The organism is Streptomyces sp. NPDC057474, assembly GCF_042802555.1.
Taxonomy (GTDB): Bacteria; Actinomycetota; Actinomycetes; order Streptomycetales; family Streptomycetaceae; genus Streptomyces.
Genome location: NZ_JBHVDX010000276.1, coordinates 1 through 11,410 on the forward strand (window position 1 = coordinate 1; position 11,410 = coordinate 11,410).

Here is an 11,410-nt window from a genome sequence, read left to right on the forward strand (position 1 = left end):
AGTCCACACAACTCACGATGATCAACGGTGGCCGCACCCGTCTCCGCACCGGCCCCGACCAGCAAGATCACGATCTACAGCTGGAGTACTAGGCGGGCGGTGAGCAGCGGGTCCTCTGCGAGGTTCTCGAAGTTGCGGCCACCGCCCAGCACCCGCTGGATGTTGACGGTGGGGCCGAGCAGAACGTGAACGCCCTTGCGGCGCGCTTCGTCGCCGAGGATCTCTCCGGACCTGCGCAGTACGTCCACGTCCCAAGTCGCGCCGAGCGCGGCCAGGTTGGGCAGCAACAGCGCGGGGTCGCGCTCGTCGTTGAAGCGCTGGCCGCGCACGCCGTTGGGGCCGTCGGAGAGCAGCATCGGGGCCAGGCCGATCTCCGGGCAGCCGGGGACGTTCCAGGCGTCGGCACCGGTGAGCAGGGTGACCTTCTGCTCCAGGCTCAGGGAGTCGAGGCGGGTGCGCAGGGATGCTTCGTCCACGGGGAGCAGGCCGCTGCGGAGTTCGTGCGTCATGGGGGTTGTTCCTTGGGGTGTAGGCGGCTCAGTCCGCGCGGGCGAACACTCGGACGGGGAAGGAGCCGACGCCTCTGACGGCCGCCGGTACGGCGGTGACCAGGGTGCCCGTCCGGGGCAGAGTGACCAGGCGGGCCATGTTCTCGACGATCGGGATCCCCGCGCCGAGCAGACTGACGTGTGCTTCGCGCAGCGGCCTTGGGTCGGCGTCGTGGATGTCGTCGATGAGCACCGCGTCGATCCCGACGAAGGACACCTGTGCGTCGACGAGGTGGTGTGCCGCGTCCGGGCCGAGGTAGGGGGAGCCCGTGGCATAGGCGGGGGTCGCCCAGCGTGTGTCCCAGCCGGTGGCCAGCAGGACCGCGTGCCCAGCGAGGTCGAGTCCGTCGAAGTCGGCCGGCAGGTATTCACGCCGCCCGCCGGCCGGGGCCGGGACCACGACGGCGGGCACGTCCACCAGGCGGTCCAGCGACAGCGCGGCGATGTCCGCGCCGTGCCGGTCCATGTGCCGCGGGGCGTCCATGTAGGTGGCCGAGCCGCCGATGAAGGTGATCAGGTCAATACAGAACTCCCGGCCCTCGGCGATCTGGTCGACCGACTCCTCGTAGCCGATGTGCGGCCGCATCACCGGGGTCGGAAACCCGGGGAACGTCGCCACACCGTCCTCGAGGGGATGGCTCAGGTCGAGCAGGGTCATCAGTCCTGCTCCCCGCCGAACGTGGCGGCGGCCAAGGCTCGCCGGGCCTCCCGCCGCTTGGCCTGCTCGGCGGGGTCGGCGACCGGAGCGGACAGCAGGAGCTTCTGGGTATAGGGGTGTTGGGGCCTGTCGGTGACCTGGGTGGCGGGGCCCGACTCGACGATCTCGCCGCGGTGGATGACCGCGACCCGGTGGCTGATACGCCGGACCACTCCCAGCTGGTGGGAGATGAACAGGTAGGCGACATCGGTGCGTTGCTGGATCTCGATGAGGAGGTCGAGCACCAGGGCCTGGGTGGTGAGGTCCAGCGCGCTGGTCGGCTCGTCGCAGATGATCAGCTTCGGAGAACGGGTCAACGCCCGCGCGATGGCGATGCGCTGACGCTGGCCGCCGGAGAACTCGCGAGGCAGCCGCTGTCCGGAGTCGGCGGGCAGATGCACCTGCTCCAGGAGCTCGGCCACCCGAGCGCGAGCCGTACGGCGTTCCACACCCGCCGCTTCGAGCGGCTCGCTGAGGATGTCCTCGATGGTGAGGGCGGGGTTGAGGGACGAGTAGGGGTCCTGGAAGACGACCTGGAGGTCGGCGGCCAGAGCCCGGCGCTCGCGGGGCGATGCGCCGGCGATGTCCTTGCCGTCGAACACGATCGAGCCGGAGGCCACCGGGTTCAGGCCGAGGACGGCCCGTCCGATGGTGGTCTTGCCGGAACCGGACTCCCCCACGATGCCGAGGGTCTCCCCCGGACTGACATGGAGGCTGACGCCATCGAGCGCACGGAACGGCTTGCGGCCCCGGCCCTTCGCCGCGAACTCGACGACCAGGTCGCTGACTTCGAGGATCGGAGCGGTCTTCGGGCTCATCGGGCACCTGCCGGGGGTACGGCATCGGCGTCTGCGCCGAGCGGCGGGCGGGGGTCGGCGTGCTCCAGGCCGGAGGCCAGGAGGGCGCGGGTGTACTCGTGCTGCGGAGTGGCGAAGATCTGTTGCGCCGGCGCGGTCTCCACCAGATGTCCGTCGCGCATGACGGCGACCCGGTCGCGCAGGTCCGCCACCACGCCGAGGTCGTGGGTGACCAGCAGCATGCTCATGCCGGTCTCCTTCTGCAGGCCGCGCAGCAGGTCCAGCACCTCGGCCTGGACGGTGACGTCCAGGGCCGTCGTCGGCTCGTCGGCGACCAGGAATTCCGGGTCGCAGGAGACCGCGCCGGCGATCAGGACGCGCTGAGCGAGGCCGCCGGAGAGCTGGTGCGGGTAGTCCTCGAAGGTCTTGCGCGGGTCGGCCACGCCGACCCGGTCCAGCAGGTCGAGCGCCCGGGTGGTCGCCGCCTGCCGGGACAGGCCCAGGTGCCGCCGCAGAGGTACGACGAGCTGGCGGCCGACGGTGAACGAGGGGTCGAGGTTGGTCATGGGGTCCTGCGGAATGTAGGCCATGTGCCGGCCTCGCAGGTCCTGCCACCGCCCGGAGGACAACCGGGTCAGGTCGTGGTCGCCCATGCGCAGGGCGGTCGCCTCCACCCGGGACTCGCGCGGGAGCAGGCCGAGCAGCGCGAAGGCGGTCTGGGACTTGCCGGATCCGGACTCACCAACCAGGCCGAGCACCTCACCCGGGCGGACCGCGAGGCTGATGCCGTGCACGACCTCCTTGTCATTGCCGTCGGGCTGCGCGTAGGACACGCGCAGGTCACTGGCCTCGACCAGCGCGTCCTGCCGCGACTCGACGACCGCCGGTGCCGCCTTTGGTGCGGAGGCTCGCTTGACCCGCTTGTGGCCGACGCGGCCGTCCCCGGTCAGGACGTCGCCGAGCGCGGCGCCGAGGATGCCGAAGCAGGCGGCGGTGATGCCGATGGCGAGGCCGGGCGGGTACAGCAGCGACGGCGCCGTGTAGATGTTGCGCTGCGCGTCGTTGACCATCGCGCCCCAGCTTGCGGAGGTGGTGTCGCCGACGCCGAGGTACTGCAGTCCGGCCTGGGTGACGATCACCTGTCCGACAAGCAGCGTCGCCCAGATCACCAGGGGCGGACGTACGACGGTGAGGATGTGACGGCGCACGATCCGGGCCTCGCTCAGTCCAGAGACGCGGGCAGCGTCGACGTACAGCTCGCCGCGTACTCCGCGCACCGCGGAACGGGTCAACTGGAAGGCTCCGGGAGCCAGCAGGACACCGAAGGCGACCATCGAGGGGACGATGGAGGACCCGAGGGCGGCGATGACCGCCAGCAGCGCGATGACCGCCGGGATGGACTGCAGCAGGTTGCCGATCCAGGTGGCCACCGAGTCGAAGCGTCCGCCGCGGTAGCCCGAGAGCAGGCCCGCCGGGACGCCCAGGACGATCGCGGTGCCGAGGGCGATGGCGGCGGACAGCAAGCTGGAGCGCCCGCCGTGCAAGAGCCGGGCGAAGACGTCCCGACCGCTGCCGTCCCCGCCCAGCAGGTGGCCACTACCGGGCTGGGCGAGCACCAGATTGAGGTCGACCTTGGTCGGGGACTGGCTTGTCAGCAGCGGGGCGAACACGCTCGCCAGCACGATCAGGATCAGCACGGCGAGGGCGACCGCGGCCAGCGGGCGGCTGATCAGGGCGCGCAGGACGCCCCGGCGCCGTACCGCTTCGGCGGGCTGGGCGGTGACCGCGTCGAGGGCGCCGACGGCCGGGAGTTGGGGAAGATTGCTCATGAGATACGCACCTTCGGGTTGACCCAGGCCTGGGCCAGGTCGAGCACGAGGTTCACGGCGACCACCAGCAACACCATGATCAGCATCACGCCCATCACCATCGGGATGTCCCGGGACGTGGTCGCGGTGTTGGCGAGCGATCCCAGGCCCGGCAGGGCGAAGACGTTCTCGACCACGATGGTTCCGCTGAGCAGACCGATGAACCAGAGCGACATGGTGGTGAGCGAGGTGGGCGCGGCGTTGCGCAGCACGTTGACCACGAGCAGCCGCCGGGTGGTCAGGCCGCGGCTGCGCAGGGTGCGGACGTAGTCGGCCTGGAGGACCTGGACGGTGGCGTTGCGGGCCTGCTGGGCGATGGCCGCCGTCGCGCCGAGCACCAGCGCGGTGATGGGCAGGAAGACGGACGAGAACCAGTCGCCCGGTGACTCGGTAAAGGGTACGTAGCCGGTCGCGGGGAACCATCCGAGGTCCACGGCGAAGACCGACGACAGGACCAGGGCCAGCCAGAAGCCGGGGAAGGCGTATCCGGCCACGACGAAGGTCTGGAGGATCGGGTCGAGCGCGCCGCGGCGGACGGCCGCCCAGGTGCCGACGGCGATGCCCAGGACACCGGAGACCAGGGTGGCTCCGACAGCCAGCACCAGCGTCACGGGCAGCCGCGCCGAGAGCGCGTCGGACACCGAATCGCTGGTGGTCCAGGAGGTGCCCAGGTCGCCGCGCACGGCGTGGGACAGCCACTCGCCGTACTGGCTGACCAGCGGCTTGTCGAGCCCGAGCTGGTGACGCTTCACCTCGATCTGGGCCGCTGTCGCCGTGTTTCCGGAGAGGCTCGCCGCGATGTCGCCGCTGAAGGCGTGCAGCACGAAGAACGTCAGGGTGACGACCACTAGAACCGTTACAAACGGTTTACCTCGCGACAGGCCGCTGGAGGCATATGGGCGCATAGTCACACCGTAAACACAATACGAGTGTTCAGTTATGGATGCGCGCCATCGCGACGGCGCCGATCTCGACTCGGAGGCCGTCCGAGGCCAGGTCAGGGGCGGCCTGGGCCAACCAGGGCACTTCTCGTTCCCCCACCTTGTTCCGCAGCACCTCGCCCATCATGTCCAGTGCAGAGTCGGTCAACTCCGCGTGCAGCGTCCTGACCTCCACGACGTCGCCCCAGTCGTAGCCGCGCCGAGCAATGGCCTCGCTCAGCGCTGCGACGGCCGCCTCGGCCTCGGCCTCGAAGGAGGAGGGGGTGCTGCCGTCGGTCAGCCGGCCGTGATGGCCGAGACTCTCCAGCCGGTCGGTCGGCGTCGCACCGTCCGATCCCAGGCGCCGGTGCCGTGCCCACCCGGGACCCGCGGACGCACCTTCGCCCTCCTTCCTGCCCCGGCGGTAGAGGTCGACGAAGAGGTCCATCCCGGCCCGCATGTCCCGCTCCGGATCCAGCAGCCACTGCGTCTGCAGACCGTCACTCACCGCCATGAACAGCTGGACCGTCGCCTCCCGCTCAGCCTCCCCCAACGACGCCAGATCCTCCGCCAGAACGGTCCGGACCTGCTCACGGGCCTCTTCATACCGTTCCACGAACCAGGTGTGCGCCGGATGCTCCGGATCGGCCGCCTCCGCCGCCAGCGTCGCGAACAGCCGCACCAACCCCGGCTTCGACATGTTGTAGGCGACCAGATTGCGGAAGTAGCCGACCGAGCCGGCGAGTGCCGGGTCGGTCGGAAGCCACTGGAGGGTGAGCCGCTCGCGTTCTTCGAGTACGGCCGTCAGCAGCGCGTCCTTGCTCCCGAAGTGATGCAGGATCCCCGACGCCGACACCCCCGTCCCCGCCGCGATGTCCCTGAGCGACGAACCCCGATACCCCTGCTCCGCGAACGCGCCCACCGCCGCCGCAAGAATCTCCGCCCGCCGCGCCTCCCCCTTCGCATACGCACGACGCCCCACCCGCACCCCAGCCTCCGCCACAACCACTCCCTCCCCGACACCACGGCACACCCATTCAGTATTGCCGGAGTCGGGGCCGAACGATCGTGTGGCTCAGGAAGATCGCTGGCCGCAGGAGTACGGTCAGCCGTCGCGGCGAAGGACGAGTGGTCGCGCTGTCGGCCAAGGCGACGCCGGCCGGCGCTCGGCGTGAGGCGTCTCGTGCCGCCGACGCCCCGCACGGTCGGCGACCCCATACTGGCCCGCGACGGAGGCGATCCCTGCCCGCTCCACTGTTCTTGTGCGCCATGAGGCGAAGGCCGACCACCTGCTCGGCGATGCGGGGAGACCCTTCGTGAAACGGACGCCTTGAGCGTTCTGGGTGGTTTGCAGGGCTGCGCCTTAAGCGGCGTCGCCCGCGGCGGGCTCGTCCAGGTCGGGGAAGTACGGTCCTGCCGCCTCGCCCGGCCGCACCACGGCGGACCTGGGCCGGTCGTCGTGCAGCAGGCGGGTCGCGTCGGTCTTCGCGTAGTGCCCGGCGGGATCGGTGGCGTTCTTGGCCAGGTCGATCAGGGAGAGGTCGATGTCGGCCACCACTAGGCCCTCTGCGTGCTCGTCGAGCTGCTCGCCAAGGAGCGCGCCGTCGGGGCCGTAGATACGCGAGCTGCCCGCGCCGGCGGTCAGCAGGGCACGGTGTTCGTCCGTGGTGGCGAAGGTCTCGATACCGCGCTCGCCGAGCACCTGGGTCGGAGCGATGACGAAACAGCCGCCCTCCAGGGCGTACGTCTGCGTGACCGCCATGTTGACCTCGGCACCCAGCGCGTAGGCGATGCCCTTGTAGAGCCCGAACGCGGGCCACGCGGCGATGTGCACCTGTTCGTGCTGGGCGTACATCGCGTACTTGTTCAGCGGCTGGAGGTGTTCCCAGCAGTTCAGCGCGCCGAGCCGACCGAGCGGGGTGTCTACGACCTTGAGATGGCTGCCGTCGCTCTCCCCGAACAGGCTGCGCTCGACGTGGGTGGGCTTGAGCTTGCGACGGTGGAGGACGACGGCACCGTCGGGCCCGATGAGGGTCTGCGCCATGTAGAGGCTGCCATGGTCCTTCTCGCTGTAGCCCAGGGCGACGGTGACGCCGGTACGGCGGGCGGCCTGCCGGATGGCGGTGAGGTGTTTGTCGTCCACGGTCAGGGAGTTCGCGTGGTAACGGGCGATGTACGGCATCTGGCCGGCGACCGCACCCAGCCACAGGAACAGGGGGTAGCCGGGGATCCAGGTTTCGGGAAAGGCGACCAGGGCCACGTCCTGGGCGGCGGCGTCCTCGATGAGCCCGATGGTCTTCCCGACGGTGGCGTCGGCGTCGAGCCACACGGGCTCGGCCTGGACGGCGGCGACACGGTAGGCGGTCGGCATGGCTGCCTCCTGGTAGGTGGGTCTTGCGAGGTGCCCCGACCGTAGGAGGCGCAGGCGCGGCGGGTGCGGCGTTCCGCGCATGGGTGTGCGGCGTTTTCTGCAGTCGTCGGCTTTCCAAGACCCGGGCGTCCAGCCGTACCGCTGCGGGGGTAGTGGGCGTGTCAGGCCTCGCGGCCGTACGCCGCTCGCACTTCCGCGGGAGTCCGGCTGTAGGCGCGGACGAAGGCACGGGTGAAGGTGGTGCGGTCGGTGAAGCCGCAGCGGGCGGCGACGGCGGACACCGTGAGGGCGGCATACCGCGGGTCGGTCAGGGTGCGGTGAGCGGCGCGCAGTCGCTCGGCCCGGATGAAAGCCGCGGGCGAGGTGCCGTCGGCGGCGAACAGCTCGGCCGTGTAGCGCAGGGAGACGCCGTGGCGACGGGCCAGGGTTTCAGGGGTCAGTCGTGCGTCGGCAAGGTGGTCTCGGACGAACACCCGCATCGCGGCGAGCAGCGCGGCTCTCCCGCCGGGCACGCCGGAGGCGTCGCCGGCCGTCGCCCGCAGTGCGGTGGAGAGGAGGTCGACGGCCGTCACGCCAAGTTCGGCACGCTGGTCCCCGGTGAGGTCGTCGCAGGTGTCGGCCAGTTCTCGGAGGTACGCGGCCAGGACCCGGACCGCTGGATGCCGGGCGGGAAGCGCAAGCCCGCACAGATCCTCCACGCGGCCGACCCGGTCGCGCAGCTGGCCGCGGGGCATCTGCAGCACCAGCTCCTGCGTGTCGGTCGGGAATCGGAGTTCGTAGGGCCGTGAGGCGTCGTACAGCGCCCCGCCGCCGTGCGCCAGTCCGGCCTCACGCCCGCCTTGGAGGACGGACCCCTCGCCGTCGAGGTGGAGTGAGAACAGGTAGTCGTCACGAGGCTCGGTGCGAATCAGGCGGGACGAACGGACGACGACCGACAGCCCTCGCGTGCGGACCTCGGTGAGCGTGACAGATGGCCCCAGGACGCTGGAGCGCACCGAACCACGGAAGGACCCGGACACTGAGCCCAGTGACAGCGGCACGAAGCTTTCGGTGATGACCTGGGCCCATTCGTCCGGACTCCTGGCGACGAGGACTCCCATGGGTCCCAGTATGTTCCGGAGACGCTTCGCCATGTCAACGCATCGGCGATCACATCAGGGGCAGCGCGAGCCGAGAGGCCGACCGACACTCCGGCTCCGTGCCCCGCGGACACACCGCTCCAAGTGCTCTTCAGCGCCCGTTACGCCCGGTGCCGGGCGTCGAAGTGGGCGGAGTGGGCGGTAAGCTTGCCCAGCAGATCGATGAGGGTGCGCTGCTCCTCCTCGCTGAGCGAGCCGGCCCACTCCTGCTCCCGCTCGTTGTGCGCCCGGAAGGCCGAGGTGATCGCCTCCAGACCGGCGTCGGTGAGGCGAAGCTGGACCGCGCGCCCGTCGTACGCCGCGCGCTCCTTGCTGACCAGGCCGTCCCGCTCCAGCGTGCCCACCAGTGCCGACACGGCCGCGCGGCTCATGCCGGACAGTTCCGCGACCTTCTTGGCCTCGACCGGACTCGACAGCCAGATCGCGAACAGCACCCGGAATCCGGGCCACGACCAGCCGCGCGGCCGGTGCACGGTGGACTCCAGGTCGTACACGAGCATGTTGGCGGCGCGATGCAGCGTGAGCACCAGCCGTATGGCGAGCGGGTCGACACCGGGCAGTTCTCGGCCGGTCCGCTGGACGGCGTGGTCGATGAACGACCAGAAGTGCAAGTGCCCGGCGTCGGGCTGTTCCTGGGTCACACCCGGAGTGTAGGCCGGGCGGCGCACCGGGACTGATGCCCGGTGTTGACCGCACAAGGTTTCCGGCGAGTAATAAAATCCCTTTACTCCAGAGCTTCTCAAGCCCTTGCACCAGAGCTACAGTCCCAAACTAATCAAAGCTTTGATTGCCTTCTTTGATTCAGATATCGGCAATTTTGTTCCGCATCCCCTGATGGACAGGTCCAGGGAGTCCCTCATGCCCGAAGCCCTCGCCCCACCCAGTCCCGCCGCCCTCCGTGCCTGCATGGCGCGGTTCGCGACCGGCGTCACTGTCGTCACGTACGACGGTGAGGACAGCCCGCGCGGCGCGACGATGAACTCGTTCACGTCCGTCTCGGCCGATCCCCCGCTGGTGCTGATCAGCGTCGCCCACCGAGCCCGCTGCCACGACCAGCTCCTCGACCGGCCGTTCTGCGTGAACATCCTGGGCGCCGAACAGGAGCCGCTGGCACGGCAGTTCGCGGGCGGGCCGGGAGCTGCCGAACCCCGTTGGACGGCTGGCGCCCGTGTCCCCCGCCTCGACAATCCGCTCGCCTGGGTGGAGTGCGAGCCCTGGCGTGCGTACGACGGGGGCGACCACACCCTCGTCCTCGGCCGCGTCACCGACCTCGGACACCGCGACGGCGACGCCCTCACCTACGCCTGGAGCCGATTCGGCACCCTCGCCGAATCCGCCGACGGCATCGAGCACCTCTTCTAGAAGTCCCTCAACTTCCGCAAGGAGCACCGCACATGGCCGCCCGTACTGGCAAGGAATACCTGGAGCGCCTCGCCGCGTCCCGCCCCACCGTCCACATCCAGGGCGAAACCCTCACCGGCGGCGTCCAGGACCATCCCGCCTTCCGCAACGTGGTCCAGACGTACGCCGAGCTGTATGACCTCCAGCACACCGACGAGCACAAGGACACCCTCACCTACACCTCCCCCTCCTCCGGTGAGCCGGTCGCTACCTCCTTCCTCACCCCGAGGACCCCGGAGGACCTGGTCAAGCGCCGCAAGGCGGTCAAGGTGTGGGCCGACCACAGCAACGGCATGCTCGGCCGCACCGGCGACTACATGAACAGTTCCCTCATGGCCCTCGCCTCCGCCGCCGACTGGTTCGCCCAGGCCAACCCGGCGTTCGGCGAGAACATCCGCCGCTACTACGAGAAGGTCCGCGAAGAGGACCTGTTGTGCACGCACACGCTGATCCCGCCGCAGGTCAACCGGTCCGTGGCCGGCACCCAGCAGGCCGGCGGCAAGCTCGCGGCACGCATCGTGAAGGAGGACGACAACGGCGTCGTGATCCACGGGGCGCGCATGCTGGCCACCATCGCCCCGTTCGCCGACGAGATGCTCGTCTTCCCCTCGACGGTGCTGCGCGGCACCCCCGAGGACAAGCCGTACTCCTACGCCTTCGCCATCCCCAACGACACCCCCGGCCTGCGCTACATCGCCCGCGAGCCCCTCGACTACGACCGCTCGCGCCACGACCACCCCCTCGCCTCCCGCTTCGAGGAGTCCGACTGCGTGGTCGTCTTCGACAACGTGCACGTGCCCTACGAGCGCTGCTTCGCCCTCGGCGACGCCGAGCTGTGCAACGGCTTCTACTCGCAGACCGCGTCCGTGGTGCACATGACCCACCAGGTGGTCACCCGCACCACCGCCAAGACCGAGTACATCCTCGGCCTGGTGTCCCTGCTGACCGAGGCCATCGGCATCGAGCAGTTCCAGCACGTCCAGGAGGACATCGCCGAGATCATCACCACCCTGGAGATGCTCCGGGCCTTCCTGCGGGCCGCCGAGGCCGACGCCGAGATCAACGAGTACGGCGTCCTCACCCCGGCCTTCGCCCCGCTCAACGCCGCCCGCAACCTCTACCCCAAGCTCTACCAGCGCTTCCCGCAGATCCTGCGCAAGCTCGGCGCCTCCGGCCTGATGGCCACCCCGACCGAACTCGACATCACCGGCCCGGCCGCCGAGGACATCGAGGCCTACCTGCAGTCCGCGACCCTGACCGGCGCCGACCGCGTCAAGCTGTTCCGGCTGGTCTGGGACACCTGCATCTCCGCGTTCTCCAGCCGCCAGGCGCTGTACGAGTACTACTTCTTCGGCGACCCGGTGCGCATGGCGGGCGCGTACGTGAAGTCGTACGACCGCGAGCCCTACAAGGCCAAAGTGCAGGCGTTCCTTGAGCGCTCCTGACGCCCCGTCCGCGGGGAATCCACATCGAAGGTCATCGCCGACACCTCAGCCCCCTACTCACCGAGGACGGCGGCCTCACCCCGCAGATCGGAGCCGGCACATGACCGGCAACCCCGAGGGACTGTCCCGCACCGATTCGAAGATCGTCCACGTCGCCTTCGGCGGCGTCCACACCCCCGGTTTCGGAGCCATTTCATGACCACGCCCGCGAACACGAACGCCCC

General features: G+C 69.9%; 11 protein-coding genes. 2 read left to right on the forward strand and 9 right to left on the reverse strand.

Going from position 1 to position 11,410, the window contains the following annotated elements; all coding sequences use genetic code 11:
• Window positions 1–74 precede the first annotated feature (74 nt).
• From ACFU53_RS42355 to ACFU53_RS42395, 9 genes are all read right to left on the reverse strand, one after another.
• Entirely contained in the window at window positions 75–509 is a 435-nt protein-coding gene (locus ACFU53_RS42355) for a glycoside hydrolase family 3 N-terminal domain-containing protein (RefSeq protein WP_384005108.1), read from the reverse strand.
• A gap of 28 nt (window positions 510–537) precedes the next feature.
• Entirely contained in the window at window positions 538–1,206 is a 669-nt protein-coding gene (locus tag ACFU53_RS42360) for a cyclase family protein (RefSeq protein WP_384005109.1), read from the reverse strand.
• Window positions 1,206–2,063, reverse strand: coding sequence for an ATP-binding cassette domain-containing protein (locus tag ACFU53_RS42365; protein ID WP_384005110.1), 858 nt, complete (start codon window positions 2,061–2,063; stop codon window positions 1,206–1,208). The genes ACFU53_RS42360 and ACFU53_RS42365 overlap by 1 nt, the downstream gene beginning before the upstream one ends.
• Complete coding sequence (locus tag ACFU53_RS42370; protein WP_384005111.1) at window positions 2,060–3,871, reverse strand: dipeptide/oligopeptide/nickel ABC transporter permease/ATP-binding protein; 1,812 nt, start codon at window positions 3,869–3,871, stop codon at window positions 2,060–2,062. Before ACFU53_RS42370 ends, ACFU53_RS42365 begins: the two co-directional genes overlap by 4 nt.
• Window positions 3,868–4,815: an ABC transporter permease gene (locus ACFU53_RS42375; protein WP_384005112.1), complete on the reverse strand. Its 948-nt coding sequence runs from the start codon at window positions 4,813–4,815 to the stop codon at window positions 3,868–3,870. The genes ACFU53_RS42370 and ACFU53_RS42375 overlap by 4 nt, the downstream gene beginning before the upstream one ends.
• 28 nt (window positions 4,816–4,843) lie before the next feature.
• The gene (locus tag ACFU53_RS42380) at window positions 4,844–5,833 is read right to left on the reverse strand and encodes a TetR family transcriptional regulator (RefSeq protein WP_384005113.1); all 990 of its coding nucleotides are present in this window, start codon (window positions 5,831–5,833) and stop codon (window positions 4,844–4,846) included.
• Between the two features lie 360 nt (window positions 5,834–6,193).
• Window positions 6,194–7,201 carry a carbon-nitrogen hydrolase family protein gene (locus ACFU53_RS42385; protein ID WP_384005114.1) on the reverse strand — a complete coding sequence of 336 codons (1,008 nt, stop codon included), beginning with the start codon at window positions 7,199–7,201 and terminating at the stop codon, window positions 6,194–6,196.
• A gap of 161 nt (window positions 7,202–7,362) precedes the next feature.
• Window positions 7,363–8,301, reverse strand: a complete 939-nt coding sequence (locus tag ACFU53_RS42390; RefSeq protein ID WP_384005115.1) for a helix-turn-helix domain-containing protein — start codon at window positions 8,299–8,301, stop codon at window positions 7,363–7,365.
• A gap of 140 nt (window positions 8,302–8,441) precedes the next feature.
• Complete coding sequence (locus ACFU53_RS42395) at window positions 8,442–8,981, reverse strand: MarR family winged helix-turn-helix transcriptional regulator (RefSeq protein ID WP_384005116.1); 540 nt, start codon at window positions 8,979–8,981, stop codon at window positions 8,442–8,444.
• Window positions 8,982–9,198: 217 nt separating this feature from the next.
• Between ACFU53_RS42395 and ACFU53_RS42400 the strand changes: the two genes are divergently transcribed.
• Window positions 9,199–9,702, forward strand: a complete 504-nt coding sequence (locus tag ACFU53_RS42400) for a flavin reductase family protein (RefSeq protein ID WP_384005117.1) — start codon at window positions 9,199–9,201, stop codon at window positions 9,700–9,702.
• A gap of 32 nt (window positions 9,703–9,734) precedes the next feature.
• A complete protein-coding gene (gene hpaB / locus ACFU53_RS42405) occupies window positions 9,735–11,186 on the forward strand; it encodes a 4-hydroxyphenylacetate 3-monooxygenase, oxygenase component (RefSeq protein WP_384005118.1) in 1,452 nt (483 codons plus the stop codon).
• Window positions 11,187–11,410: the final 224 nt, after the last annotated feature.

What these genes read in the sequence shown, in the direction of transcription:
- ACFU53_RS42355 (WP_384005108.1), bottom strand. Translation starts at nt 509, where the DNA reads ATGACGCACGAACTCCGCAGCGGCCTGCTCCCCGTGGACGAAGCATCC.
- ACFU53_RS42360 (WP_384005109.1), bottom strand. Translation starts at nt 1,206, where the DNA reads ATGACCCTGCTCGACCTGAGCCATCCCCTCGAGGACGGTGTGGCGACG.
- ACFU53_RS42365 (WP_384005110.1), bottom strand. Translation starts at nt 2,063, where the DNA reads ATGAGCCCGAAGACCGCTCCGATCCTCGAAGTCAGCGACCTGGTCGTC.
- ACFU53_RS42370 (WP_384005111.1), bottom strand. Translation starts at nt 3,871, where the DNA reads ATGAGCAATCTTCCCCAACTCCCGGCCGTCGGCGCCCTCGACGCGGTC.
- ACFU53_RS42375 (WP_384005112.1), bottom strand. Translation starts at nt 4,815, where the DNA reads ATGCGCCCATATGCCTCCAGCGGCCTGTCGCGAGGTAAACCGTTTGTA.
- ACFU53_RS42385 (WP_384005114.1), bottom strand. Translation starts at nt 7,201, where the DNA reads ATGCCGACCGCCTACCGTGTCGCCGCCGTCCAGGCCGAGCCCGTGTGG.
- ACFU53_RS42390 (WP_384005115.1), bottom strand. Translation starts at nt 8,301, where the DNA reads ATGGGAGTCCTCGTCGCCAGGAGTCCGGACGAATGGGCCCAGGTCATC.
- ACFU53_RS42400 (WP_384005117.1), top strand. Translation starts at nt 9,199, where the DNA reads ATGCCCGAAGCCCTCGCCCCACCCAGTCCCGCCGCCCTCCGTGCCTGC.
- hpaB (WP_384005118.1), top strand. Translation starts at nt 9,735, where the DNA reads ATGGCCGCCCGTACTGGCAAGGAATACCTGGAGCGCCTCGCCGCGTCC.